This window comes from Syntrophomonas wolfei subsp. methylbutyratica, from assembly GCF_001570625.1.
GTDB lineage: Bacteria > Bacillota > Syntrophomonadia > Syntrophomonadales > Syntrophomonadaceae > Syntrophomonas > Syntrophomonas methylbutyratica.
This window is the reverse complement of record NZ_BBQT01000003.1, coordinates 41,679-66,845: the sequence shown is the minus strand read 5'-3', so window position 1 is coordinate 66,845 and position 25,167 is coordinate 41,679. Positions and strand designations below refer to the sequence as shown.

Below are 25,167 nucleotides of genomic sequence, written 5' to 3'. Positions count from 1 at the left end.
TTTAGCGTCTCATTTCCTGCGCCTTAGCCTTCAAAACCAGCTTGATATTTTCCTCTACACTGGTTCCTAATTGCTTATTCCTGTTCAAATCCATAATGACAGGCAGGACTTCGCTGCGGCTGTACCCCAGTATTTCCAGGGCTTCCATAAGCTCATCCAACAGCGGTCGCTGCTCCTTTTCCACCTCAACCAGCTTTAATTCCGGGACTTTATCCTGCAGCTCGAAAATCATCCTCTGAGCGGTCTTTTTACCCACACCCGGTATACGAAGCAGGGTCTTTTCATCCTGACTGGCTATAGCCCGGTAAAAGACCAGTGGTTCCATAGTTGACAGCACCGCCAGGGCTCCCTTGCTTCCTATCCCGGAAACCGAGAGTAAGGTCTTAAAGAGCCTGAGTTCGTCCTGATCGAGAAAACCAAATAGTTTGAACTCGTTTTCCAGTACCTGCAGGAAGGTGTGGATAAGTATGGGCTCGCCTCTTTGCGGTAAACGGGGGAAAAGCCGGGAGTGAATATTCACCTCATAACCTACCCCATTAACATCAATTATTATACTGTCCGGTCGCCGTTCAGAAACAGCACCCTTAAGAAATGCAATCATATATGGCCTCCATTTCAACAAATGAGCTGTAGCAGGCAGTGTGGGATCGTTGATACGATAATACTGTTAGCAATGGCATGATCGCCTGTAGTTCTATTTCAACGCTTTTTTTAGTCAATTCAAACTTGATTCATCGGCTGGTTTTGACCAGCCGTAGAGTGCTATCTTTTTTCTCCGGCCTTTGTCGCTGAACTCCCCGTCAGAAAAGACAAACGATAGGAATGCAGATGACAAATAGCAACAGCTAGAGCATCAGCAGCATCATCCGGTCGGGGCAATTGCTGCAGGCCCAAAATCTTTTGCACCATAAGTTGCACCTGCTTCTTTTCCGCCTTACCGTAGCCCACCACCGCTTGCTTGACCTGCAGAGGAGTATATTCCGCGACTGGCATACCGGCATTCGCCGCCGTCATCAGGATTACTCCCCGGCTCTGAGCTACAGTAATAACTGTTTTGGAATTACGGTGATAGAATATTTCCTCCACTGCTACCGCATCAGGTTTATATTCCATTAATAAATCTTGTAGTTCCTCATAAATCTGGTTGAGCCTTAAAGGCATCTCCAGCTGAGCGGGGGTAACTATTGTGCCATATGTAATTGCCATAACTCGTCCCGCTTCCGAGCGAATGAGTCCGTAACCTGTCGTGGCCGTACCGGGGTCAATTCCCAGAACCTTCATTGCTTCACCTTGCCTTTTGCCATGTTAAGCTCTCTAACGAAATATTGTAAAGTCGTCAGCTATTTTGCATTCCAGACTTTTTGATACTGTTGCATAAAGCAACAAACTAAATACTATAATACTCTAAAATCAGCCTGAGTTCCATGAATAAACTCTGGGTGTCAAGGGGACGGTCCTTTTGACACCTTCCCCTTACTCCTCAATTTTCTTTCAAATAAAAAAGAAGATAGGACTCTTTTCACTGTCCTATCTTCCAAGAAAATTAAAACCTGATTTTAAATTAACCCCCCATGGGTATAAGGACCCTACTCCTAACTTCATTTACTAATTCTTATTTGATGTCACTGCAAAAAGCTATAGATATGCATTGTCTTGCATAAATATACCGCTCCAGCGTCCTTAATAGCGACCGCAGGGAGCATCAGTTGTGCCCGACAGGGCGCTTCGCAAACACCTGCGGCTTGTCTCGCGGCTCAAGGGGTACCGCGCTAATCTCCCATCCTGGTCGGCAACCTTAATAGTGACACCCGCAGGGTGGAACACCAGGAGTACCCGCAGGGTGCTGCATCCACGCTTCACCAACGCTCGCTTTGTATATTTATACAACCCTTATGCAACAAGAAGGGTTTTTGCAGTAGAGTCTTTATTTAAAACTGCGGAGCGGTTTCAGCACACTAATACTCGTCCAGGTTTTCCAGGGCGTCATTAAGCAGTTCTTCATTATTAAACTCATACTTGCCTTCCCTTATTGCGCTTTGAATCTCTGCAGGCAAAGTCTCCATGCTAATAGATGTCACTCTCAATAGCACTTCATTATCTTCATCCGGTCCCTGATAAACGGCAAGTTTACCCTGGTATTCCTTAAGCCGATATTTCTCCTTATCCAGCGGACACCAATCATCAATTATCTGATGAATACAGAGGGTGTCGTCTTGCAGACTAACTGTAAAACCATTTTGTGGTGAATAAATACGGCTTATTTCCGAATAACTCTTACCCAGCAACTGCTCTTTGGGTTCAAAATCGGATATTACCACATGCTGGCAACGCTTGTATTCCTTCTCCATTACTATCTGGCTTTTCTCATTTATCCGCTGCTCCTCAATCTTGCTTTTATCATCAATTCCCAGCACTGGTTTCTGCCTGACTTCCAATACTTTATGACTGCCAATAAAATAACCGCTCAGAAAAACCATTATTAATATACCCAGCAGAGTGATTCCGGTAAAAGTTCTTTTCATTGCCATCACCTCTGCAGCTTATGTTTTCCATTTTTTCTCTTTTTTATACAAAACTAAAGCGGGAAGTTTCCCGCTTTAGTAGACTTTTATCTAAATTTAAGCATCGGAAGAAACTGCGGAGCAGTTTCAAGACAGCGCTGCAACGAGGCAGGGGATTAGAGCCCGCTGCCTGTTTTCTTAATAGGAACCTGACCGCTTAGCGGGGGACACATTTCACTCGTTATAGTAAGAAAAGTTGGGTCGTCAGGCATCGGGAGAGGAATGGGGTTATTTCATACCCCAGTTTATTATACAAGCTAACTCACCTTTCATCGGTGCTTGTGGCTCCCGGCCATGCAGGGTAGTAAGAAAAGTAAAGAGTAAGGGACGGGGAGGGTGTCAAAAGGACCCCCTTGACACCTAGAGTGCGGTAATTATTTCATCAGGAATAGACATATTGGTGTAGACATTTTGTACATCATCGTGATCTTCCAAAAGCTCAATGAGTTTGATGATTTTTCCCGCCATATCAACATCAGTGATATCAACCGTATTTTCCGGCAGCATTACTATATCGGCCTCTTCTATGGGAAGATTTTCCTCTTCCATCGCTTCCTTTACCTGCATAAAGCTTTCCGGTAAAGTCAAGACTTCATATTCCTCATCTTCCTCCCTGACGTCCTCGGCACCTGCCTCCAATACCATTAGCATAAATTCTTCTTCATCCAGGTTCAGCTTATCCTTTTTTATGCTAATTAAGCCTACTCGTTTGAACATCCAGGCTACACAACCACTCTCACCAAGATTCCCGTTGTTTTTGGAAAAAAGATGCCTGATTTCCGAAGCAGTTCGGTTGCGATTATCGGTAGCAATTTCTAACATTACCGCTATTCCCCCGGGGGCATAGCCTTCATATATTATTTCTTCGATGGTCTCGCTGTCAATTTCTCCGGTACCTTTCTTAACCGCGCGATTGATGTTCTCATTAGGCATATTTATAGCCTTGGCTTTTTGTATAGCCAGCTTCAATTTGGAATTGGCCTCAGGATCTCCGCTACCACCACTACGCACTGCGATAGTAATCTCTTTAGCTATCTTGGTAAACTCTTTTCCTCTTTTTTCATCCGAGCGGGCTTTTTTATGCTTGATATTAGCCCATTTGGAGTGTCCTGCCATTATCTTTTCCCCCCTATTGGTCTAATCCCCCTTCTTAAGGTCTGTGCTTGATAAGCTTCTCGATTGCTTAAACAAAGGGGACATCTGTTTATTTACCATATTCCTGGAATTATCCTACTGCTTTGTTCCATATATTGCTTATATTCTTCACCAAAATGCTCCAGGAGGAATTCTTCCTCTATATTAATACGATAGACTATGGCCGGAATAACTGCAAGCACAGTTAATAAAAGAGCCGCTCCGGAATTGAAGATGCAAGAGAGGGATAAAACACTAAGCAAGGCGCTTAGGTAAAAGGGATGCCTGATTTTTCGGTAAGGTCCCTCTTTAACCAGACTATGTTCTTCATAGAGTGCTACCCGGGGATTATAATACGAACCCAAATGGATAATGGCCTGGTAGCGGACTGTTATATATATTATAAAAAAGATAAAGCCCAATATCGTTATTCCCGGTTCCAATAAAGTAACTCTGGTACATTTAAACTCCAGAAAATCTAGCAAAGCAACGAATAAAACCAGCATGGAAGAAAGCTGCAGGTAAAGATAGGACCTTTGATCATCGTCTTCCACTACCCGGGTCTGTGGTTCCCGGTATATAATGGTTTCAATTATCGTCCAGGTAAAAAAAAGGGCAAAGAAGCCCATTATGACCCAAAAATCAAAGGAAGGCAATCGCTGACTGGCGATGTATCCGATGTAGGAAAATACCGCCAGGAAAATTAGCATACGAATAGCTACTTGACGCTTGCGAGGACTCAAATCTTAATTCCTCCTGCTCTTTTGAACTACCCCCCATGTCCCAAGGGGCACCAGCTGATGTCTGACGAATGACGATTGATGGCTAACTTTCCCTTCTGATGTCTGACGTCTGATATCCGACGACTAATTCCTAATCTCTTAATTCAGGAAAGATAATAGCCACCGGGGGCATATTACGCTTATGCAGGCTGCCAGCCATCATGCCCTCGATTTTATTAATAACTTCAAGGCTTCCTTCACCGCTTGCCAGATAATTATCCAGTTCTTCGTAGGTTAAGCCCATTTCCCCTTCATCCGTCTGTCCTGACCATAAGCCACCAGAGGGCGGTTTATTAATTATGCTTTCTGGAACATCCAAAAACTGTGCCAGTTCGTATACTTCCCTTTTTAGTAAATCCCCTAACAACTGGAGGTCAACCCCAGCATCTCCGTACTTGGTTGAATAGCCTACGTAAAGTTCACTTTTGTTACTGGTACCCAAAACCAGGTAGTTTCTGGCCTGAGCCGAATAATAAAGAGCCATCATTCTGAGCCGCGACTTTATATTACCCCGCAGCAGTTTGCCCTTTAAGCCTTCAAACTTTAGATAGGATTCAAACTGGGTGGATAGCAAATGATAAGCATTATCCAAATCGATAATTCTATAAGGGATATTAAACTTTTCCACTAAAGCTTGACTATCCATACGATCAACAACATCGCTTTCACAGGGTAACAACAAAGTCATACAATTCTCGGGGAATGCTTTCTTGGCAATAATAGCCGCAACTGCCGAATCAACTCCACCGCTCACCCCTAAAACAAGTCCCAGGGCACCTGCATCCCTCACTTTCTGTCGAGACCATTCTACTAAATAATTCACTACGGCTTCGGGATTCATTCTCCCCAACTCCTCCTCTAGTCAAACAATTCGGTTGACATATATTTCTCTGCTCCATCGGGTGCAATAGCCAGAATTTTTTGGCTCGGGTCCATATCCCGGGCCAGGTTCAAAGCGGCAAATATTGCTGCACCTGATGATATTCCCAGTAACAAAGCTTCCTTTTTTGCTATCTGCCGACAGGTTTCGATGGCATCTTCATCACTAACGGGAATTATCTGGTCAACCATTTCAATATTCAACACGGGTGGAATAAATCCTGCCCCAATTCCTTGAATTTTGTGAACACCAGCCGATTTTCCGCTTAAAACTGCTGATTGTGCCGGCTCAACCGCAACGATTTTTATGCCGGGTAATGACGATTTTAAGACTTTGCCGGTTCCACTCAGGGTTCCCCCGCTCCCTACTCCACAAATAAGGATATCCAGTTTATGCTCCATCTGCCGCAAAATTTCTTGAGCCGTTGTCATTTCATGACTTTCTGCATTATCCTGGTTTTCAAATTGTTGAACCAAAAAATAGCTGGATTCACTAGCGGCCAGTTCCCGGGCACGCCGCACTGCTCCGGGCATGCCTTCTGCAGCTGGGGTTAGCAGGAGTTCTGCACCGTAAGCCCTTAAAATCTTTTTTCTCTCTTCACTCATGTTCTCCGGCATGACAATCAAAATACGGTATCCTTTGATGGAGGCGGCCATGGCCAGTCCAATGCCGGTATTACCGCTGGTGGCTTCCAATATGATTGAGTCCTTTTTTAATAGGCCCCGGGCTTCAGCCTTTTCAATCATATAAAGACCAGGCCGGTCTTTTATGCTTCCCCCGGGGTTGAATCCTTCCAGCTTGACATAAACCTCGGCCTGATCAGCCCCATGCATTCGGTTCAATTTGATTACCGGAGTCTCTCCGATTAGTTCCAGTACATTATTTACTACCTTCATTTTTCTGCCTCCCTTTTAGCGGAATTATCTCAATCTTTCCCCAGGCGGCCATGCTGTCGCCCTGTATTAGCAATATTCCACTTACCCCTTGAATAGCTTTGGCATAATCAATCGCTTTTATCAGGTCATCCTTGCTTTGCACCAGATTCCCGGCCTGGGTGGCAACCGCATCGGCCAGTTCAGCAGGATAAGCCTTAATCACCGCAGCATCAGCTCTTCCCAGGCTAATACTGGGGCCGACCGTAGCGGAAGAGGTGCAAATCCCCAGGGGGCTTTCCCCAGGCTCCACGCGAATGCCAATCTTGTAAGTGAACGGGGAATTGCCGGCAAATATGGCTATGATCCGGTCACTCTTGGAGCGCAGATATATGTCTCCTCCGTTTTCCACCATCACTTCCTCAACCTGATTCTCCAAAGCCTGCCCCAGGCTCTGGGCTATGGCACCGGCAACTGCGGCCATGGGACCAACTCCTGCCTTTTCGGCGGCGGCAGCCATACGACAGGCAATTTCCGGTGCTCCAAGCATAAGCGGGAGGGGAACAAAAGAGGTCATAAACTCAGGATGCCGCTTAATATAATCTTCCAACTGCCTTCTTACGCCATGTAATTCTTGTTGGCATAATGACAGCAGGCTATCGCTGTAGCTTTTCCGGTCTACAGCAATAGCCAGATCAGATTCCTTTATTTTTACAGAGAAATACTTGAGGTCGTTGGCCGCATGCAGAACCCGATAATAGCGTTCTCCATAACCATTATTTGCTGCATTATTCATCAGCCGCTTTAAACAGCCTCCTTGACTTCAAAATGGAGTTTTATTGCCCGGGTGGGACAGCAATCCAAGCACATACCGCAAACTACGCATTTGGAGTTTTCAAAGGAGACCAGCATGCTATCCCTATCGATGGAAAGCGATTCAGTAGGGCAGAATGAAGCACAGGCCCCGCATTGTATGCAGATATCTTCCTGCCAGAGCACCGTTTCGCTGAGGGGCTCAACGATTATTCCGAGATTCTTAAGGAAAGCTATGCCCCCCTCATATTTGTCTTTTTCACCTTCCATCTCAACCACCAGGTAGCCCTCTTTCTGCGGGTTGATATCCGCCTTCAATATATTAATTATCAAGTCATAATTCTTTATAAGACGGTAGACTACCGGCTGTTCCGTCTGAATGGCGGAAAAATAACAAACTACCCTGTTTTTCATCTTAACCCCTCCTGTTCCTGCCATTTAAAAAGATTTCACTGGGACTGCGCTCAGGAATCGATTTAAACTCAATGTTCGCATCTGCCGAGGGAAGCATGGCAACTGGCCTGCTCAATTCAAATTCTCCTCTTTGTATCCATTCTTTTAGTATGGTAGCAATCTTCCGCGCCCGGGGATAACTGGACTGGGGAGTAGTAATTACTTCTTTGTCATTAATCTTTATCCGGCCACTCTTCAATTCCTTAAAATTGGCGAAGCCCAGATCAATGGGTTTGGAGTAAGGATATCCTTCGTTGTAATCCACTATGGGACAAAATATATCTTCATCCTTGACCAGGGTATAGCGCAGTATCTCTTCGTTCAAGATTGGAATAGGAATACCGATTCCCACCGCCATGGTTGCTCCATAGCCAATAAAACTCAAGCCTACCAGCCAGTCGGGAGTCATCTGCTTGAGATCCCCGATTACGGCCAGAGTACCTGCCGGCACCTGAGGCACGCCGTTTTCGCCTCTTAGTACATTGGGGTGGTGCTGGGTTCCGTTCCAGGCCACATAGCCCGTTCCCCCTCCCAGGAATATCCTGGTTCCAATGCCAATGGTCTTATAATAAGGGTCGTTAAGCAAAGGGCTTAATTGCCCGGAAGTAGAATAGCTGGCATTGCCCAGCCGCGGTTTAAGAATACCCATATAGGTATATAGGATTCTATCTCCCAGGTTCACCGCGCAGTTGTAATTCTGGTAAGCATTGCGCGGGTTAAAAATATAGGCCTCATTAAGATCATCGATGGTAATTATGGTATCTACTTTTTTATTGGGGTAACAATCGGTTCCATAGGCTATAGCCTCCAGGCGGATTTCCTTGCCTGCCACCAGGTCATGGATTACATGCCCCCCACCATAGGTAAATCTTCCCGGGAAAACTTTGTTTTCCGGATCGAAATCCGGCAATTGGGCAGCGCCGATATAAGCATCCACTGCTGCCAGGCCGCCATAAGCCTCTACCCCGTTTAACCAAACCTTTTTCATCTTTATCCGGGGCCGGGAATGACCAAAATTAAGAAAAGCACCGGATGAACACATGGGGCCAAAGGTGCCGGTGGTTACCACATCAATTTCCTGCACGGCCTTTTCATAGCCGTTCTCCGCCACATAATCGATAACTTCCTCCGCGGTCACTACTACCGCCTCGCCTCGCTTTATTCGAGCGTTTATTTCTTCATAAGTTTTTTCCACTGTCATTTTATCTCCCCCCTATTAACCTTTGGGCCGTTAAAACTGCCTGGCGCGCATCTTCAGAATAAGCATCGGCCCCGATATGATCTGCATATTCCTGATTCAAGACGGCTCCTCCAACCATTATTTTGCATGGCATTCCACGGGCTTTTACGCCCTGGATCACCTCCTGCATTCGTGGCATGGTCGTTGTCATCAAGGCGCTTAAAGCAACAATATCGGCTTTCTCCTTTTCGGCCAAATCCAATATCGTTTCCGCCTTGACATCTTTCCCCATATCCAACACCTTAAAGCCGTAATTCTCCAGTAAAATGGCTACTATGTTCTTACCAATGTCATGGATATCACCTTCCACCGTGGCTAGAACGATAAGCCCTTTATGTTCTTCCGCTTCACCGCTCAGACGGGTTTTTACCAGCGTAAAGCCATCTCTCATACTTTCGGCGGCCAACATCAACTGGGGTAGGAAATATTTTTTTTGCTCATAGAGTTCTCCCGCCCTTTCGATTCCTGGAATTAGCGCCTTATTTACTATTTCCATCGGGGCTATCTCTTCCTGGTCCAGGGCTTTTTGCACCTGTTGCAAAACCAATTCCCTATCCCCTTGCAGGACTCCCTGGCTGATCATCTCCAGGATGGAGGACGGTTTCTCAACCTTCTTCTCTTTAGCTTTATTACCCGTGCTTGACGTAGTCTTTACCTGATCATCTAACAAATCCGGAATATTACACTGCTGACAAATACGGTGAGCCGGTCGGCTAACTCCGGTAGAATCCTGGGTTTTATTTACCTTATAGTCTTTATATTTTTCAATAAAGTCTAGCGAATTAAGGTCACGATTGAGCAAAACGGCAGCGGCTCTGGTAGTTTCCATCATTCTGCTGTCAAAAGGATTCATTATGGGTAAATCCAGTCCGGCTGCCCAGGCCATTGCCAAATAGGTGGAATTTAATAGCTCACGGGCGGGCAGGCCATGAGATACATTGCTTACTCCCAGCACCGTACCCACTGCCAGTTCCTCCTTAAGCATCCGCAAAGCCTTCAGGGTTTCAATAACCTGGGATTGTTCCGCACTGGCGGTTTTCACCAAACAATCTATATAAATATCTTCTTCTCGTAAACCATACTCCCGCGCCTGCTCAAAAATCTTCCGGGCTATCTCTACCCTGTCCTCGGCCCGCTCTGGGATTCCATTTTGGTCCAGGCAGAGACCCAATACAGCGGCCCCATATTTTCTGGCCAGGGGAAGGATGATTTCCAATTGTTTATCTTCCCCGGTTGTGGAGTTAATCAAAGGCCGGCCAACAAAGGCTTGTAAACCCTCTTCAATAGCCTGGGCGCTGGTGGAATCCAAAGCAAGAGGGACATCAACCGCAGCCTGCACTGCAACTACTGCCTCTCTCATAGCCATAGCTTCATCAATTCCGGGTACTCCCATATTTACATCCAGAATAGCGGCACCTGCTTCCACCTGTTTCCTGGCTTCATCTACTACCATCTGCATACGGCCTTCTTTGATATCCTGAGCCAATTTCTTGCGAGCGGTAGGATTTATTCTTTCTCCGATAAAAGAGAGTGGCTTCCCCTCTCCCAGAACCACTGCCTGGCTGCGAGAAGCCAAGGCCCTAATTCTACGGGCTGTCCTTATCCGGGGGGAAAGTCCCCTTAAAGTGCTGGCGATAGCTTTTATATGTTCCGGGGTGGTACCACAGCAGCCGCCAATGATATTGGCCCCCGCATCCCTCAGTTTCAGGGCATATTCAGCCATTTCCTCCGGGCTATCCGGAAAGACGGTTCTTTCCCCGAGCAGGTGGGGTAAACCGGCATTGGGCTCTACCGACAGAAATATACTGCTATAGCGGCCCATTTCTTCTATAATGGGAAGCAATTCCCGGGCACCCCCGGAACAATTGGCTCCAATGGCCAGTGGTTGCAAAGCCTCCATAATAATAAGAGCGGTAAGGGGGTCAGTACCCATCAACGTTCTTCCCCCAGGCTCAAAAGTCATATGAGCAATAACCGGCAGGCGGGTATGGGAACAGGCCGCAATCAAGGCAGCCCTCATTTCTCCGATATCAGTCATGGTTTCTATTGATATGAGATCAGCCCCGGCTTTTTCACAACTGATCATCTGCTCGGAAAAAGCCGCGTAGAGCTCCGCAAAATTAGCACTCCCGAAGGGTTGCAACATTTTACCGCTGGGACCGATGGAGGCTGCTACCAGGGCCTTTCCCCTGGCTCCGGCGCGAGCAATTCTTACGGCTTCAGCATTTATTTCTGCTACCCGCTCCTGCAGGTCATATTCGGCCAGTTTAAAGCGATTGCCGCCAAAGGTGTTGGATTGGATAATGTCTGCTCCGGCCTCCATATACTGGTAGTGGATGTCTTCCAAAATCAATGGATTATTAACCCCAAAAAGCTCCGGGCACTCCCCCGGGGCCATTCCTCTTTCTTGGAGCATGGTTCCCATGGCTCCATCCAGAATTAGAATTCTACTGGATAGAATATTGTACAGCTTCGCCGTCATTAACAACCCTCCCCCCAAATATACAATTAAAAAAGCCCTCATATAAGAGGGCCGATATGCTATCCCCTCTCATCTGCCAGGATCCTCCTGCAGGATTTGGCACCATACCTTTCAGGCGGTTGCCGGGTTTCATCGGGCCAGTCCCTCCACCACTCTGGATAAGAGTAAAAGTATTTATTTGCTTATGATAAGGTATTTCCGGGGTCATCTTTTTTGACCTTTTCTTTATTATTAAGACTCATTTCATTCAATTCGTCAAGGGAAACCGTAGGGGAAACTTCAGTTTTTTCCGGCACCGCTTCCGGCTCTTTTTTGGCCGGCGCAGGTTTCTCATCAACCTTTAAGGCATCTTGAAACTCTTTTTGCACCCCGGTAGTAGCTTTTTTAAATTCCCGGGCCGCTTTCCCCATAGATTTAGCTACTTCCGGGAGTTTACCCGGTCCAACTACTATCAGGGCAACAACCAATATTAAAATTAACTCCCAGGGTCCTATATTACCGATAAAGCCGAACACTTTTCTTCCGCCCCCTATCCAATCTTCCTCTGATCCCTGTCTTCCCATTCAAGCTTTTTATCTTCAATCCAGGGAAATAAAAGAGCCTACTGCTTGTTTATTTTACTTGTCTTTATAAATATAAGCAAACTTTTTCCGGCAAAACTCAAAAGCCAGTATATACTGGCTTTTGAGTAAGATATGTTTTCTTTATGCTTGAGTTCTCCCCCAAAGCTAATATTATTGCTAGAGGGATAATCTTGCCCTTTTACCCTGGCGAAAGCAACTTACCTAAGCTCAGTTGGAATAAATGCATCAACCAGGCCTATGACAAAAGCCGCCAGCAGACTTCCCAATAAGGATACCGACAGATAACTGGGAATAATAAACTGGGCCAGGTAAATGACTATGGCAGCCGTAATAAAACCCACAAATCCACGGGAACGGGGCGATATCCGGGTGCCCAGAATAGCCTCAGCAGCATAGCCAATAAGAGCAATTACAATTGCTGCAATCAAGGCTCCGGTAAACCCGGCTACGCTAATCCCTGGCAAAAGGTAACCCACCAGAAGCAAAACCAGAGCAGAGACAACGAAACGGACTATGGCACCAATCATAGTAGTCTTAAACCTCCTTTAGAACAACATTTTTATACCCAATAGATTCCTTAAGCTCTGTAGTTATGATTCGTAGAAAAGCAAAATACTATACGAAAAATTTTATTCTGAATAAATCATTAAAGGAATTTACCCAATCTTGACGAAAAATTACATAATAGGAAAGTTGGGATAAGATGCTGGCCAATTTTTATACTTTAGTTACCGCTGGGATAGATGCCAAGCCAGTTAAGGTTGAAGTAGATATTCAAAGTGGAGCACTGCCCGGTTTTGAAATTACCGGCCTCGCTCAGGCCTCAATCAAGGAATCCCGTGAGCGGGTTCGTTCAGCCATCAAGAACTCTGGTTACAAGTTTCCCAACCGCAAGATAATAATTAACCTGGCCCCAGCTAACTTTAAAAAGGAAGGCAGTCACTTTGATTTGGCTATTGCCCTGGGGATACTGGCCGCTTCCGAGCAATTGGAAATTTGCCAATACAAGACGCACTATTTCGCCGCTGAACTTTCTTTGGATGGTGCCTTGCGCCCCATTCCGGGGGTACTGCCCATGGCCCTCGAACTGCTGGAAAAAGAACCCGACTCCTATTTAGTCATACCCCAGGCTAACAGCCAGGAAGCCGGACTGGTAAGTGAAGTAAGCTCTCTGGCCGCCAGCAATTTGTCCGAGGTATGCTGCTATTTGCAGGATAAACTGGAACTACCAACCATAGCTCCCACAGAATATTTGTCTGTTTCATCCCTGGATAACACTCCCGACTTTGCCGATGTTAAGGGGCAGGAAACAGCGAAAAGAGCTTTGCTGGTAGCAGCGGCGGGATTACATAATATCCTCTTGATCGGTCCACCCGGTGGGGGAAAGACCATGCTGGCCCGCCGGGTTCCGGGGATAATGCCAGAAATGAGCCGGGAAGAGATATTGCAAACGACGCGAATATATTCGGTAGCTGACCTTCTAAACCCGGAACAACCCCTCATTCTTAACCGCCCTTTCCGGGCCCCACATAAGAATGCTTCCAGCGCCAGTATTGTTGGCGGGGGGCGTATTCCCCGACCAGGGGAAATCAGCCTGGCTCATAACGGGGTGCTTTTCCTGGATGAATTGCCCGAATTCAGCCGTGATGTATTGGAAGCATTGCGCCAACCTCTGGAGGATAAAGTAGTAACTGTAGCCCGCTCCCAGGCTACTTTTAGCTATCCTGCCGACTTCAGCCTGGTTGCTTCCATGAATCCATGTCCTTGTGGGAATTTCGGCTCCGAAATGGAGTGCCGTTGTACTCCACTGCAGATACAACGCTATCTGGGAAGGGTAAGCGGTCCCCTGCTCGACCGGATGGATTTGCATGTGGAGGTTCCTCGGGTCAAATATGAGCAACTTCGGGATAGGGCGAATGGAGAAAGTTCAGCCAGCATGCGGGATAAAATTACCATGGCCCGGGAGAAACAAAAAAAGCGCTTTAAGCGCTATAAGATCACCCTGAATTCACAGATGAGACCGGCTGATGTTAAAAAGTTCTGCCGTCTGGATGAAGAATCAGAACTGCTTTTAAAAAATGCTTTCGACCGGCTCACTATGAGCGCCCGCGCATACGACCGCATCCTCAAAGTAGCCCGAACCATTGCCGATTTGGAACAATCAGACGATATTAAGCTGGAACATATAGCTGAAGCCCTGCAATACCGCAGCCTGGATCGGAAGTACTGGCAAAGTTGAGAAGACTTTTCATCAGGTTAATGTGTAGCAAACAGGAGCCTGTTTCCGATATCGATATAAGGCTTAGTAAGCCTTCCATTGGATTGGAATATTCCCCGTTATTTTCGCCGGTATTTCTGCTACAATAATTATTAAGCTTACTAGCGCTTTGGGAGGTAAAATCTGAAAGAAAATCTTTCATGACGTTTTATGCCTCAAGAAAGGAATGCTTATAATCATGGGTAAAGTTGATCAGTTATTTAAGGAAATTGAAAAGCTATCTTTAGATGAACAGCAGGAGATATTACAGCGGTTAGTTGATAAACTTGATTTATTGGGAAGTTTATTGCTTGCTGATCAAGTACTATCTGATTGGGAAAATCCTGAGGACAAAATTTATGACCAGTTATAAACGGGGTGACGTAATTCTAATTCCCTTTCCATTCAGCGACCTAAGCGGATCAAAAAAGCGGCCTGCTTTAGTTTTGGCGGCTATTAATGATTGGAGGGAATTGGTATGCATGATGCTCACCTCCTCACTAAAAGGCATAAATGAAATTACTGTTTCACATTTGGAAAACGCCGGATTACCTAAGCCAACTGTTGCTCGCATCCATCGCATATTTACAATTGATCAATCTATAGCTCTTAAGAAGTTGGGTTCTTTACATCCAGCTGATCTAAAAAATGTTATGAACGCTCTACGCTTAATGTTAAATTCTTAGAGAGTAGCCTGGTTGCCAGCATGAGACTGGCAGAAGGTAGATATGGAAATGGTCTTTGGAAACCTTCTCCGGTTTAATGAGGTTTTTGACCAACTTGAGTTTGAAGAAAAGAGGAATTTCCTGCGCAGTATAGTAAAGGAAATAATACATGATGAAGATAAAATCAGAATCCTTCTCTATTTCATGCCTGAAAATGGAGTGCCGTTGTACTCCACTGCAGATACAACGCTATCTGGGAAGGGTAAGTGGTCCCCTGCTTGACCGGATGATTTTCCCCTCTGGTATTATTGCTACAATAATTATTTACCTTACCGATGTTTTGGGAAGTAAAACCATGGGTACCACCAACCCGCTGCTGGTATTAAATATTAAATAATTCCAACGCCTGAATTGGAAGTAAGATCAAAACCTGGGCTCATTACCTACTAATTTAAGCCCTTCCATATATCTTTTAGTAAGCTTCTGGTAGTGTTTAAGGCCTTCCTTAGCCATTATGATATTTTTATCGCTCAAATCCTTCATAATAGTAGCCGGATTTCCCATAACCACTTTATGCGGCAGTACTATACGGCCATTGGGGAGAAAACTACCTGCTGCCAGTATACTTTCGGTGCCTATTTCACATCCCGTGGAGACAATAGCCCCCATTCCTATCACAACATATTCATTAATTACGCAAGGACCATGAACAATAGCGCCGTGACCTATAAGAACATTGTCGTGAATAATAGCCTCGGTGTTAAGGTCAACATGAATAACACAATTGTCCTGAACATTCGATCCCGAACCTATTATTATCCTCCCGAAATCGCCTCTGATAACTGCACCAGCTGTCACCAAGCACCCTTCCCCCAATACGACATCACCGATAATGATTGCATCAGGATGCACGAATGCAGATTCTGGTATTAATGGCTTCTTTCCCTCGAATTCATATAGCGGCATAAGTTAACTCCTTCCATTTTGTAGTTTTCTATGACTAGTAAGAAAAGTGAGGAGTGAGGAGCAAGTAGTTGTCCTGTTACTTGCCGGTTTTGCCAATTTTTTGCGTATTAGCCAGCATCTTGTCCTAACTTTTCTATTATGTGGTTTTTCATCAGATTTAGATAAAATCCTTTAATGATTTATGATTCTACGGAAAAAGTTATTAATTTGCATTAGTTTGCAAGAAAATAGGGTTTTTGCAGTTGAACCAGCAATTACCCTTGTCAGCTAATTGCTACTTTAAAAAACAGGCGGATTGTGAGAAAATAGTTGCATTAACAGAAATAGCTAGGAACTCCAGAAAGGGTAGACTATGAGAAACTCTAAAGCATGGAAAACATTCTGGAAAATCTGGTGGGTGGGCTTTATTATTCTATCAATAGCTCTCTTGATACAGATTTTGTGGTAATTAGAAAATTCTTTACCCCTCACTCTAATTTCATAATTGCTAGTACCTGGGTATAAGAACCTAATGAGAAAAAGTGAGGGGTAAGCCTGCTATTCCAACGCAATATTAAGATCGAAGCTGCCTTCTGCCCCGATAAACTGAATCACCAGTGTCTCCACCAGGCTGATCATGGAAACCATGTTCTTCCCGCTTATAAGGGTAGGCGGCGTTATATCTACCAGGCTGCCGATCTCCTGAAGATTGCTAACACTGTTGCCGGCAACCATATTAGCCAGTTCACAGATGGCGCTCTTGGGCATTAAATCAAACTGGGGAACCGGCATACCCCCCATCATAGTGGAGGCTATATGGCACGCTGTAGCTTCATGCATAGACAAGACCACATTTCCTTTCAAACCACCCACGAGACCAATTATTACATTAACATCATGCTCGGTCTGAAGTTTTTCCCTTTTACTCAATCCGGTTCTTTTTAGTTCTTTCATGCCCAGCATAGTGCAAACATTTAGCAGGCCGTTTATAAAAGGGTTTATGTATTTGATATCCATCCTTATTTATTCCCCTCCTCCACTGCCACATTGATTTTGACGGGTCCGGCATCGGTCTGCAGAAGTACGGAACAAGAACTAAGCCGCACATTAAACATAGTCAAACCCTCCCCGGTAAAAACGCTGGGAGGAGTAAGGCGCAGGTTTAAGCCGGGGTTGTTGTTGTTAATATCGGTAATGGCATTGCCGCTAATAATATTGCCCAGCTCAGCTCCGGAGAGCAACACTTCTTCCTCAGCAAAAGTACTGTAACTTTCTCCGGTAAGGGTTGAGGCAACATGCATCGCGGTTTCGCCGCCCATATCCAGAAAAAATCGTCCCTTCCATCCCCCGGTAAAACCAATAATAACCGTGAAACCTCGGGAAACAAAGGAGTCTCCTTCCTCTTCAGTTTCTCCGCTCCTAACCTCCAAATCCAGCATATCCCGGAAAATGCTTACACTGGCCCTGACAAATGGTACTATATGATTGGTAGCCATTCAATCACCTCAATTCTCCAATACTTTGAGAATCTTCTCCAAAAGTTCTTCCGCCTTAAAAGGCTTGCAGCAGACATCATTGATTCCTCGGGATTTTGCCTCATTTATTATGTCATCATCACCCATAGCGCTAAGCATTATAATCTTTTGTTGGGGATTGATGCCTTTTATCATACTGGCAGCATCCAAACCGTCCATTATGGGCATAGTTACATCCATGGTTATAATGTCGGGCTGAAACTGCGGGTAGCTTTCCACTGCTTCTTTACCATTGCCTGCTTCTCCTACTATTAAAAAACCTTCCGGTTCCAGGGCTTTTTTTATCATTTTGCGTGAAATAGGGGAATCATCTACCGCCATCACTTTTATGGGAGTTCCGTCCGCTCTAATACCCTTCATCCTGTTCCACCTCCAATTTTAAAGTAGTTTTAGCGGTTTACCGCCCGTATAATTTCACGAGCTATATTCCAGATGGGAACTACTATTTCCGCTCCGCCTCTCTTGATGGCATCTCCGGGCATGCCAAAGACGATGGCGCTTTCTTCGGATTCAGCAATGGTAATGCCCCCTGCCTGCCTGATATTAACCATGCTATCAGCACCATCATTACCCATCCCGGTCATCAAAACTCCTATGGTTCTATTGCTAAAAACCTTCAAAACTGATTCCATCATTACGCTGACTGAAGGGATGAAAAGATGGTCCGGTTTGGAACTAAGCCTAATTATTACATCACCAGCGGTATTTTTCACCAGGTTCAAGTGGCGGCCTCCACTGCCCACATATAATACACCCGGTTCAACCTTAATCCCGGCCCGGGCCTCAATAACCTCTATCTGACAGGCCTCATTAAGCCTTTTGACATAGGCGGGAGTAAAGTTAGGGGGCATGTGTTGAACCAGAAAAAGAGCGGCATTGATATCCGGTGGAATCAACGGAACTACTTCATATATCATTTTCGGTCCACCAGTGGATATACCCATGGCTACTGCTTTGGTAACTTCCCGACCCGGTCGGGGGGGAGCTTTTTTCTTTACAACCGGTTGGCGCTGCCCCCGGGCCAATCTTTCTCTTTTAACCACACGGTTCTTCAACTGAGCGGCAGCTCTAATCTTATTGATAATCTCGGCTGCAACCTTTTTCATATCACTGGAACTGGAAACCGTCCCCCCGGGTTTACCTACAAAATCAAACGCGCCCAGTTCCAGTGCTTCAAAAGTAGTCATGGCTCCCTCCTGAGTAAGGGAGGAAACCATAAGCACCGGACATATTTCTTCGTTTACAATATACTGCAGAGCAGTTATCCCATCCTGTTTAGGCATATTAACATCCATGGTAACGACATCCGGACGATATTCGCGGGCTTTAATCACAACATCCTCGCCATCCCGGGCCGCTCCCACCACCTGGATTTCCGGATCGGATTCTAATATTTGCTTGAGCATTTTACGCATTAACGCAGAGTCATCGGCAATCAATACCTTAATCATTGGATTGTTTTCCTTTACCCTGTTTTTTTAATTTAGGAGCAGCCCTTTTGGAGACCGGGACTTCGTTTTGCCCGATTTGGGATATTTTCTTCCACTCCTTCTCCAGGAGGATGTTTTCCAGATTAAGCAGCATTATCATCCTTTTATCCAGGTTGGCTATGCCATCCATAAAACGCTGCACCTCTTTATCCTGCAGAATCTCGGGGGCTTCCTCCAGCAGCTGGTGAGACACCCTCAATACCTCCAGGACTTCATCCACGATGAGACCCACTTTTTTCTTGTTAATGTCGCTGACAATAATCCGGGTAAACTCGGTGTAATCCTTATGTCCCATGGCAAAGCGCTTTCTCAAGTCAATTACCGGAATTACTTCTCCCCGGAGATTTACTACCCCTTCTACATATTCCGGCGCGCGGGGGACTTTGGTAATCTTGGAAAGACGATTGATTTCCTGCACCTGGGTTATGCGCACCCCGAATTGTTCCCCGGCCAGGCGAAAAACCACCATCTGTTCCTCATCTTCTTGTAGTTCCTGTTCCAGAGTTTCTTCTTCGATATCCTGCTTTGACTCGAATTGCTCAATTTCCTGAAGCTCTTCACTGCTGATGATATCCTGCAAATCCATCAGCATTATGATGCGCTTCCCTTCCTCCAAACGAGCAATACCCTTTAATCTCTCCCCGGTTTCTCCGCTTAAAGCCTGCGGAGGAGGAAAAATGGTATCCTGGGGTACCCGGGTAACCTCAAATACCTTGTCCACAATAAGTCCTACCATGACCCCTTCCAAATCAGCCACTACCACCCGGGTGCTGATGGTGTTTTCTTCACTGCCCATATTTAGCTTGACCCGCAGGTCGATTATGGGCATCAAGGTATCCCGCAAAGAAATTAATCCTTTGATATAGGGAGCAACATTGGGTACCTTGACGATTTCCGGGTAGCGAATTATCTCGCGTACCCTTTCGATTTCCAGGCCGAATTCTTCATTTCCCAAGAGAAAAGAAACCAGCTGTACTTCATCCAATGCCTTTTCCTCTTTTTTCCGGGCTTGCTCTACTCCTTTTCTAAAACCTGCACCCTCTGCAGCGCTTGACTTTTCCATACTGCAAACACTGGCCACATCCAGAATCATGGCCAGCTTTTTCTGGTCGTTAAGCTTGACCACCCCGCTTATGGAACTGCTATCCACCCCGGTTATCGTCGCTGGAGCAGCTTCAATTCGCTCGGTATCCACCCGCAGAACTTCGGAAACTGAGTCCACACTGAGGCCCACGGTTTTACCGTTTACATCCACTACGATAACGCGGCTGGATACTTCTCTTTCTTTTTTCTGCAGGCCAAACTTGGCCCGGGTATCAATTACCGGCAGGATGTGCCCCCGAAGGTTGGTAACCCCTTCCACATAGGCAGCCGCCTGAGGTACTACCGTAATCGAAGGAATACGGATTATTTCCTGCACATTCATAATATCTATACCAAAAGTCTCTTCACCTAAAGCAAAGGTAACCAGTTGCATTTCACCTGAGGAGAAAACGCTTTCAACACTCATCCCGATCCCTCCCGCTTCTTATTTTGCGTCCTCCTTCTTAATTAGCCTGCATTTCATCGGCGATAGAGGCGATTTCTTCTATAGAATTGGCCAGTTCGTCAATAGCTTTGGCCTGTTCATCGGCCACGCGGGAAGCATCTTCAACCTGTACTTTGACTTGTTCCATAACTTCAGCTACCTCATGACTTTCCCGTTCGTTTTCCGCCACTGCCTTCTTAATCTCATTCACAATTCCTAAAGAGGCTTTTTTCGCCACATCGATTTCTCCCAGGGTATTAGTAACAGCCTGATTTTTCTGAGCCGCTTCTTCCGCCATCTCATCGGCTTTATGGGTGGAGTTTTCCGACTGTAATATTTCCCCGATTACTTTACCCATCTGCATTTGAATATCCCTTACCAGGTCCTTAATCTTGTCCGCATTTTCCCCCGACTCGCTAGCCAGATTCCGAATATCGCCGGCCACCACGGAAAATCCCCGGCCGTGCTCCCCGGCGGTGGCTGCTTCCACAAAGCCGTTTACGGCCAGCATATTGGTCTGAATGGAAACATTTTCAATGGTGTCCACAATTTTCTCAATCCGGCGGATTTTCTCCTGCAGTTCCTCTACTGCAGCATTGGTTCCCTGGTAAGATTCCATGCAACTGCGGATGCGATCCCACACCGCCCGGGCCAGAGCGCGATTATGCTCCAGGGTCTGGCTAACTTCTTCAATTACTTCACCAGCAATAGCCGCCACCGCTACTATTTCTTCCGTAGCTTTCCCGCAGTCTACACTCAGGGAAACCGCCTTATGAGTTTCCTCATTAATCGAACGGGCCGCTTCCGCCAGCTGCATTAAAGAGCTGGCAATTTGCGTTGCCGAGGTGCTCAGTTCTTCAATGTTGGCTGATAATTGTTCGGCCGTAGCCGCTACTTCTTCCGCCGATTTGTTGATATTGGTGGAGGTCTTCAAATCCTCCGCCATTTCGCTGAGCTCCTGGCTGGCTACATTGACTTCTGCCAGGGCTTTGCTTTGCTCCACTACCGCTTTGGCGATTTCCTGGGTTCCACTGACCGCTTCCTCATTAGCCGAAGCGATGTTTTCACTGCCCGCCAGGAATTCATTGGCATTCTGTGCCAGCAAGTCTGAATTCTTTACTTCATTATCAATATGCTCGTTATACTGGCCGAAAAGCTGTCCCATTTTTTCAAAACCATCCCATTTTTTCAAAACCATCAACACTATCCTGCAAATCCTTCTGCATCTCATCAAAGTCCTGTACCGTTTTGTTAATGTCCTCTACCACCGCTTCGACCCCGGTCCGGATCTCTTCCACCACCCCGCGGATGTCGCGAGCGGAGCGTTCCGAGGTCTCAGCCAGGTTGCGCACTTCATCAGCCACCACAGCAAAACCCCGGCCATGTTCACCGGCCCGGGCGGCCTCAATGGCGGCGTTCAAGGCCAGCAGGTTGGTCTGATCCGCTATCATAACCACCGCCTGGACTATTTCTCCGATCTGCCGGGACTGCTGTTCTAATTCTTCAATTCTCCGGGCTGATTGCTGATTTTTGTCCCCGGCTTCCTTAAGTTGGCTCTGCATAGCCTGCATAGCCTTGATGGCTTCCCTGGCCCCGACATTGCCATTCAAAGCAGCCTGGTACAGCTTCTGCAACTGCTGGTTCAAGTCGACAGCGGAGCGGTTGAGCTGCACACTGGCTACCCGCATCTGTTCCGCACTACTGCCCATCTTCTCCCCGTTGGCAGCTACCACTTCCACCAGACGGGTAAATTCCTGACCAGCCGCATTAGACTCTTCAATTCCTGCTACCAGTTGTTCCGAAGCTGATGCGATCCTTTCCGCCATAGCCTGCTGCTTGGCCAGGGTGCGGGCCCGGGCTTTTTCCTGAGCCATTTTCCTGGCTATTTCCCTCTTCTTGGTAATCTCATCGCCGTTTTCTTGTTTAACCGCTATTCCCGTTTTTCTGTCATAGTACTTGCCGGTTTTGCCAGTTTTTTTGCCATTTAATTAACCCTCCTTAAAGATTTTATATAACCTTCAGGTTTTTACCCCTGCGAAAAAGCTGCTGCTGTTTAGAAAGATATCCTACCCCATTTATCTCAATTTCATTTTGTATGCCAGTATCGATATCCATAGCCGATACATGTAATATACCATTACGATCAATTGCAAAAGTTACATCAATATTGGCTTCGCCAACTGCCGCTTTCCTGATACCGGATAAATGAAACTTGCCCAGGGAAATATAATCCTCACTACCATCAACATCACTCATTTCATCCCGTTGCAATATGTGAATAATCACCTCCTCCTGCTTGTCTTCAACCGTGGTAAACAGCTTGGATTCTACGGTTGGATAAGGGGTATTGGCGGCAATAAGAGGGATGAATTCCCCCTCGTGATCTTCTATGCCCAGGGTATGGCTGGTAACATCGAAGAGCTTTACATCCTTGACCTGGCCGGAAAGCATACCGGCCTTCAAGGCCGCCCCCAAGGCTACCACTTCATCCGGATTAATCTCTGTCCTTATAGCTGCTGTCGGGAAGATCTCTGCTACTAACTCTCTAAATCCCGGCATCCGGGAGGCGCCACCCGCGAAAACCACTACATCTATCCATTTTTCATCTACCTCGGCCCGCTCCAGGGTCTGCCCAATCAGTTCCTTGATCTCCTGGTACAAATCACGGCAGAGGTAATTGAATTGCTCCCGTTGCAAGAGCTGGTTAATATGCAAGGGGCCAGCCATACCCATACTTATGTAAGGAATCAAAACTGAGCATTCTTTTACCGTAGAGAGGTCCAGTTTGGCCTTTTCCACATTAATATAGATTTGCTGCATAGCCACCATATCATTACGCAGGTCTATCTCGTTTGCTTCCTGAAAACTCTGTACTATATGTTCGGCCAGGCGCTGGTCAAAATCCATGCCACCCAGGCTGCTGGAACCTCCGGTAGCTTTTACCCGGCAAAGCCCTTTCTCATATTCCATAAGGGTTATATCAAGGGTTCCTCCACCAATATCCAAAACCAGAATATGTTCCTTTTCCGCTTGTTCTGAAGCATAGGCCAGAGCTGCCGCCGTGGGTTCGTTAAGAAGCTGCAATATTTTAAGCCCGGCCAACTCACCAGCCATATAGGTAGCCTGCCTTTGGTTATCATTGAAATAGGCCGGTACAGTTACCACTGCGGCTTCTATTTCCTGACCCAGGTATTCTTTTGCATAGTCGCTTAATTTGCGCAAAATTAAAGCGGAAATCTCAACGGGGGAATAAGTCCGGCCCGAGATCTCCGCCTGAAAATCTGATCCCATATGTCTTTTAATCGAGCTAATCGTTTGCCCGGCTTTAAGCAAAGCCTGGTTGCGGGCCACTTCTCCCACCAGAACCTCCTGCTCATTTTTAAAATAAATTACCGATGGGGTTAGGCGGCCTCCTCTTTCATTTATAATGATCTCCGCTTTACCCTCCCGGTTTATAAAAGCTACCAGCGAGTTGGTGGTTCCCAGGTCAATCCCCACTATCAAAAACTTCTCCCCCTTTATGCCATTAGCTTAAGAAAGTCCTGGTAAATTAATTTTGCTAGTTACTAAAAGTTGACCCTACTGCAAAAACCCTTTTTGTTGCATAAGGGTTGCATAAATATACAAAGCGCTGGCGAAGCCTGATTCGGAACGACACGGGGGTCGTTCCCTACACACCCTTCGGTCGCTTTTAATGTAGCTGAGCGGTATAAATATGCACGCTAATGCATATTTATAACTTTTTGCAGTGACATCAAAGTTATATTATCCATTATCTTTAAAATCGCTATCCATGACCTGCAAATTCTCCCGGGCTACCTGGTTCCGGGGATTAGCCATCAAAGCTTTTTCCAAAAAGGCCTGAGCTTCCTTAATTGCCCCGTTTGCAAAAAGAATAACCGCGGCATTGTTACAGGCCTGAGACAAAAGATCTTTAGCAGCTTCCTGCTTAAGAGACAAGAAAGGTTCCAGGCAGTCCATCACCTGCCGGTAATAATAATAAGCTTCAAATAGCTGCCCATCTTCATCCTCATTAAGAGCTTTTTTAAATAGTGATTCGGCATTCCTTAAGGCCTGTTCTTCCCCCTCCTGCCTGGGGGAAAGCTCGCTTGAGCTCAGGAGCAGATCCAGGCCCATACCCAGGTTTTTCATTCTGTTCATGTTCTAACACTCCTGGCAAGAATAGTCTCTACCACTTGCAGGTAATCCATAGCTCCACGGCAGCCAGGGGCATATTCAAAGATACTCTTGCCAAAGCTGGGTGCTTCGGCCAATTTGATGTCGTTCCTAACCAGGGGAAGAAGCCGCTCCAAGCCAAAGTTTTTTTCTACTTCTTCCTTAACACTACGTGCCAGGTTGGTTCGCAAATCACACTTCACCGGCATAATACCCAGAAGCCTCAAAGCCGGATTAAGCTGGGCATTTACGCGATAGAGCACCCCCATCATTTGCGCCAGGCCATCCATGGACAAGAAGCTTAATTCTATTGGTATCAAAAGCCAATCAGATGCGGTTAATCCATTTACGGTTATTAAGCCCAGCGACGGGGGCAGATCAATTATGATAAAGTCATAATACTCTTCCACTTCCATTAATAGGTTGCGCAAAAGGGATTCTCGCCCCACTACTGAACTCAATTCGATTTCCAGAGCCGATAAGTCAGCCTGGGAAGGAATAAGGTCATAACTCTTGCCTTCCTGGATGATAGTATCACGGATGGATTCCCGAGAGAGATCATTTTTGGCTGCCAGGTGAAGAAGTTGATAAATGCTCGTATCCAGTTGGTGGGGCAGAATCCCGGAGCCGGTTGTCGCCTGCGCCTGTGAATCGGCATCTATTACCAGAACCCGGTAGCCCTTTCGGGCCAGTCCATCCGCTATGTTTAAAGTGCTGGTAGTTTTGCCGCTTCCGCCCTTACGGTTGGCCAGAGCAATAGTTGTTGCCAT

At 46.2% G+C, this 25,167-nt stretch carries 26 protein-coding genes, 1 pseudogene and 1 riboswitch; of the genes and pseudogenes, 4 read left to right on the top strand and 23 right to left on the bottom strand.

The genetic code is table 11. The annotated features are described in order from the left end of the window. Position 1: 1 nt before the first annotated feature. From ruvA to AWB54_RS03405, 13 genes are all read right to left on the bottom strand, one after another. Positions 2 to 601: a Holliday junction branch migration protein RuvA gene (gene ruvA / locus AWB54_RS03465; protein WP_061213229.1), complete on the bottom strand. Its 600-nt coding sequence runs from the start codon at positions 599 to 601 to the stop codon at positions 2 to 4. 161 nt (positions 602 to 762) lie between these two features. Then, positions 763 to 1,281 (bottom strand): crossover junction endodeoxyribonuclease RuvC, encoded by a 519-nt coding sequence (ruvC, locus tag AWB54_RS03460; RefSeq protein ID WP_061213228.1) that lies wholly within the window; start codon positions 1,279 to 1,281, stop codon positions 763 to 765. 674 nt (positions 1,282 to 1,955) lie between these two features. Then, positions 1,956 to 2,522 carry a BofC C-terminal domain-containing protein gene (locus tag AWB54_RS03455; protein WP_061213227.1) on the bottom strand — a complete coding sequence of 189 codons (567 nt, stop codon included), beginning with the start codon at positions 2,520 to 2,522 and terminating at the stop codon, positions 1,956 to 1,958. 399 nt (positions 2,523 to 2,921) lie between these two features. Beyond that, complete coding sequence (locus AWB54_RS03450; RefSeq protein ID WP_061213226.1) at positions 2,922 to 3,677, bottom strand: YebC/PmpR family DNA-binding transcriptional regulator; 756 nt, start codon at positions 3,675 to 3,677, stop codon at positions 2,922 to 2,924. A 92-nt stretch (positions 3,678 to 3,769) separates the two neighbouring features. After that, entirely contained in the window at positions 3,770 to 4,438 is a 669-nt protein-coding gene (locus AWB54_RS03445; protein ID WP_061213225.1) for a methyltransferase family protein, read from the bottom strand. 130 nt (positions 4,439 to 4,568) lie between these two features. Continuing rightward, entirely contained in the window at positions 4,569 to 5,318 is a 750-nt protein-coding gene (nadE, locus tag AWB54_RS03440) for an NAD(+) synthase (protein ID WP_061213224.1), read from the bottom strand. A gap of 17 nt (positions 5,319 to 5,335) precedes the next feature. Then, complete coding sequence (gene cysK, locus AWB54_RS03435) at positions 5,336 to 6,253, bottom strand: cysteine synthase A (protein ID WP_061213223.1); 918 nt, start codon at positions 6,251 to 6,253, stop codon at positions 5,336 to 5,338. Continuing rightward, positions 6,237 to 7,025 carry a UPF0280 family protein gene (locus tag AWB54_RS03430; protein WP_061213222.1) on the bottom strand — a complete coding sequence of 263 codons (789 nt, stop codon included), beginning with the start codon at positions 7,023 to 7,025 and terminating at the stop codon, positions 6,237 to 6,239. Before AWB54_RS03430 ends, cysK begins: the two co-directional genes overlap by 17 nt. An 8-nt stretch (positions 7,026 to 7,033) precedes the next feature. After that, positions 7,034 to 7,456 (bottom strand): NIL domain-containing protein, encoded by a 423-nt coding sequence (locus tag AWB54_RS03425; protein ID WP_061213221.1) that lies wholly within the window; start codon positions 7,454 to 7,456, stop codon positions 7,034 to 7,036. A 1-nt stretch (position 7,457) separates the two neighbouring features. Continuing rightward, positions 7,458 to 8,696, bottom strand: a complete 1,239-nt coding sequence (locus AWB54_RS03420) for a homocysteine biosynthesis protein (RefSeq protein WP_061213220.1) — start codon at positions 8,694 to 8,696, stop codon at positions 7,458 to 7,460. Position 8,697: 1 nt separating this feature from the next. Next, positions 8,698 to 11,217 carry a homocysteine S-methyltransferase family protein gene (locus tag AWB54_RS03415; RefSeq protein WP_061213219.1) on the bottom strand — a complete coding sequence of 840 codons (2,520 nt, stop codon included), beginning with the start codon at positions 11,215 to 11,217 and terminating at the stop codon, positions 8,698 to 8,700. 66 nt (positions 11,218 to 11,283) lie between these two features. Beyond that, positions 11,284 to 11,382: riboswitch (SAM riboswitch) on the bottom strand. Positions 11,383 to 11,399: 17 nt separating this feature from the next. Then, positions 11,400 to 11,732 carry a Sec-independent protein translocase protein TatB gene (gene tatB / locus AWB54_RS15200; RefSeq protein ID WP_082735990.1) on the bottom strand — a complete coding sequence of 111 codons (333 nt, stop codon included), beginning with the start codon at positions 11,730 to 11,732 and terminating at the stop codon, positions 11,400 to 11,402. 266 nt (positions 11,733 to 11,998) lie between these two features. Then, positions 11,999 to 12,328 (bottom strand): phage holin family protein, encoded by a 330-nt coding sequence (locus AWB54_RS03405; protein ID WP_061213218.1) that lies wholly within the window; start codon positions 12,326 to 12,328, stop codon positions 11,999 to 12,001. A gap of 176 nt (positions 12,329 to 12,504) precedes the next feature. Between AWB54_RS03405 and AWB54_RS03400 the strand changes: the two genes are divergently transcribed. The 4 genes from AWB54_RS03400 (at position 12,505) to AWB54_RS03390 (ending at position 15,120) form a co-directional block, all read left to right on the top strand. Then, positions 12,505 to 14,040 (top strand): YifB family Mg chelatase-like AAA ATPase, encoded by a 1,536-nt coding sequence (locus tag AWB54_RS03400; protein WP_061213217.1) that lies wholly within the window; start codon positions 12,505 to 12,507, stop codon positions 14,038 to 14,040. 217 nt (positions 14,041 to 14,257) lie between these two features. After that, the gene (locus tag AWB54_RS15860; protein ID WP_160328898.1) at positions 14,258 to 14,431 is read left to right on the top strand and encodes a hypothetical protein; all 174 of its coding nucleotides are present in this window, start codon (positions 14,258 to 14,260) and stop codon (positions 14,429 to 14,431) included. Beyond that, positions 14,418 to 14,744, top strand: coding sequence for a type II toxin-antitoxin system PemK/MazF family toxin (locus AWB54_RS15195; RefSeq protein WP_082735989.1), 327 nt, complete (start codon positions 14,418 to 14,420; stop codon positions 14,742 to 14,744). Before AWB54_RS15860 ends, AWB54_RS15195 begins: the two co-directional genes overlap by 14 nt. A gap of 148 nt (positions 14,745 to 14,892) precedes the next feature. Beyond that, positions 14,893 to 15,120, top strand: a complete 228-nt coding sequence (locus tag AWB54_RS03390) for an ATP-binding protein (protein WP_061213215.1) — start codon at positions 14,893 to 14,895, stop codon at positions 15,118 to 15,120. A gap of 26 nt (positions 15,121 to 15,146) precedes the next feature. On the opposite strand, the gene AWB54_RS03385 is transcribed toward AWB54_RS03390, so the two are convergent. The 10 genes and pseudogenes from AWB54_RS03385 to AWB54_RS03335 form a co-directional block, all read right to left on the bottom strand. Continuing rightward, positions 15,147 to 15,689: a gamma carbonic anhydrase family protein gene (locus AWB54_RS03385; RefSeq protein ID WP_061213214.1), complete on the bottom strand. Its 543-nt coding sequence runs from the start codon at positions 15,687 to 15,689 to the stop codon at positions 15,147 to 15,149. 537 nt (positions 15,690 to 16,226) lie between these two features. After that, a complete protein-coding gene (locus tag AWB54_RS03380) occupies positions 16,227 to 16,685 on the bottom strand; it encodes a chemotaxis protein CheX (protein WP_061213213.1) in 459 nt (152 codons plus the stop codon). Positions 16,686 to 16,687: 2 nt separating this feature from the next. After that, positions 16,688 to 17,164, bottom strand: coding sequence for a chemotaxis protein CheX (locus AWB54_RS03375; protein ID WP_011640853.1), 477 nt, complete (start codon positions 17,162 to 17,164; stop codon positions 16,688 to 16,690). A 9-nt stretch (positions 17,165 to 17,173) separates the two neighbouring features. Then, a complete protein-coding gene (locus tag AWB54_RS03370) occupies positions 17,174 to 17,563 on the bottom strand; it encodes a response regulator (RefSeq protein ID WP_011640854.1) in 390 nt (129 codons plus the stop codon). A 29-nt stretch (positions 17,564 to 17,592) separates the two neighbouring features. After that, positions 17,593 to 18,654, bottom strand: a complete 1,062-nt coding sequence (locus AWB54_RS03365) for a protein-glutamate methylesterase/protein-glutamine glutaminase (RefSeq protein ID WP_011640855.1) — start codon at positions 18,652 to 18,654, stop codon at positions 17,593 to 17,595. Further along, positions 18,647 to 20,203, bottom strand: a complete 1,557-nt coding sequence (locus AWB54_RS03360) for a chemotaxis protein CheW (protein ID WP_061213212.1) — start codon at positions 20,201 to 20,203, stop codon at positions 18,647 to 18,649. The genes AWB54_RS03365 and AWB54_RS03360 overlap by 8 nt, the downstream gene beginning before the upstream one ends. Before the next feature lie 37 nt (positions 20,204 to 20,240). Beyond that, positions 20,241 to 22,155, bottom strand: a pseudogene (locus AWB54_RS16770) (methyl-accepting chemotaxis protein). Positions 22,156 to 22,228: 73 nt separating this feature from the next. Then, positions 22,229 to 23,719, bottom strand: coding sequence for an Hsp70 family protein (locus AWB54_RS03345; protein WP_235811086.1), 1,491 nt, complete (start codon positions 23,717 to 23,719; stop codon positions 22,229 to 22,231). A gap of 267 nt (positions 23,720 to 23,986) precedes the next feature. Then, on the bottom strand, positions 23,987 to 24,382 hold the full coding sequence (locus AWB54_RS03340; protein ID WP_061213208.1) for a tetratricopeptide repeat protein: 396 nt from the start codon (positions 24,380 to 24,382) through the stop codon (positions 23,987 to 23,989). Continuing rightward, positions 24,379 to 25,167 (bottom strand): ParA family protein, encoded by a 789-nt coding sequence (locus AWB54_RS03335; RefSeq protein WP_061213207.1) that lies wholly within the window; start codon positions 25,165 to 25,167, stop codon positions 24,379 to 24,381. Before AWB54_RS03335 ends, AWB54_RS03340 begins: the two co-directional genes overlap by 4 nt.

Coding starts and splice junctions, on each gene's coding strand:
- ruvA (WP_061213229.1), bottom strand. CDS start 601: ATGATTGCATTTCTTAAGGGTGCTGTTTCTGAACGGCGACCGGACAGT.
- ruvC (WP_061213228.1), bottom strand. CDS start 1,281: ATGAAGGTTCTGGGAATTGACCCCGGTACGGCCACGACAGGTTACGGA.
- AWB54_RS03455 (WP_061213227.1), bottom strand. CDS start 2,522: ATGAAAAGAACTTTTACCGGAATCACTCTGCTGGGTATATTAATAATG.
- AWB54_RS03450 (WP_061213226.1), bottom strand. CDS start 3,677: ATGGCAGGACACTCCAAATGGGCTAATATCAAGCATAAAAAAGCCCGC.
- nadE (WP_061213224.1), bottom strand. CDS start 5,318: ATGAATCCCGAAGCCGTAGTGAATTATTTAGTAGAATGGTCTCGACAG.
- cysK (WP_061213223.1), bottom strand. CDS start 6,253: ATGAAGGTAGTAAATAATGTACTGGAACTAATCGGAGAGACTCCGGTA.
- AWB54_RS03430 (WP_061213222.1), bottom strand. CDS start 7,025: ATGAATAATGCAGCAAATAATGGTTATGGAGAACGCTATTATCGGGTT.
- AWB54_RS03425 (WP_061213221.1), bottom strand. CDS start 7,456: ATGAAAAACAGGGTAGTTTGTTATTTTTCCGCCATTCAGACGGAACAG.
- AWB54_RS03420 (WP_061213220.1), bottom strand. CDS start 8,696: ATGACAGTGGAAAAAACTTATGAAGAAATAAACGCTCGAATAAAGCGA.
- AWB54_RS03415 (WP_061213219.1), bottom strand. CDS start 11,217: ATGACGGCGAAGCTGTACAATATTCTATCCAGTAGAATTCTAATTCTG.
- AWB54_RS03405 (WP_061213218.1), bottom strand. CDS start 12,328: ATGATTGGTGCCATAGTCCGTTTCGTTGTCTCTGCTCTGGTTTTGCTT.
- AWB54_RS03400 (WP_061213217.1), top strand. CDS start 12,505: ATGCTGGCCAATTTTTATACTTTAGTTACCGCTGGGATAGATGCCAAG.
- AWB54_RS15860 (WP_160328898.1), top strand. CDS start 14,258: ATGGGTAAAGTTGATCAGTTATTTAAGGAAATTGAAAAGCTATCTTTA.
- AWB54_RS15195 (WP_082735989.1), top strand. CDS start 14,418: ATGACCAGTTATAAACGGGGTGACGTAATTCTAATTCCCTTTCCATTC.
- AWB54_RS03390 (WP_061213215.1), top strand. CDS start 14,893: ATGATGAAGATAAAATCAGAATCCTTCTCTATTTCATGCCTGAAAATG.
- AWB54_RS03385 (WP_061213214.1), bottom strand. CDS start 15,689: ATGCCGCTATATGAATTCGAGGGAAAGAAGCCATTAATACCAGAATCT.
- AWB54_RS03380 (WP_061213213.1), bottom strand. CDS start 16,685: ATGGATATCAAATACATAAACCCTTTTATAAACGGCCTGCTAAATGTT.
- AWB54_RS03375 (WP_011640853.1), bottom strand. CDS start 17,164: ATGGCTACCAATCATATAGTACCATTTGTCAGGGCCAGTGTAAGCATT.
- AWB54_RS03370 (WP_011640854.1), bottom strand. CDS start 17,563: ATGAAGGGTATTAGAGCGGACGGAACTCCCATAAAAGTGATGGCGGTA.
- AWB54_RS03365 (WP_011640855.1), bottom strand. CDS start 18,654: ATGATTAAGGTATTGATTGCCGATGACTCTGCGTTAATGCGTAAAATG.
- AWB54_RS03360 (WP_061213212.1), bottom strand. CDS start 20,203: ATGAGTGTTGAAAGCGTTTTCTCCTCAGGTGAAATGCAACTGGTTACC.
- AWB54_RS03340 (WP_061213208.1), bottom strand. CDS start 24,382: ATGAACAGAATGAAAAACCTGGGTATGGGCCTGGATCTGCTCCTGAGC.
- AWB54_RS03335 (WP_061213207.1), bottom strand. CDS start 25,167: ATGGCAACAACTATTGCTCTGGCCAACCGTAAGGGCGGAAGCGGCAAA.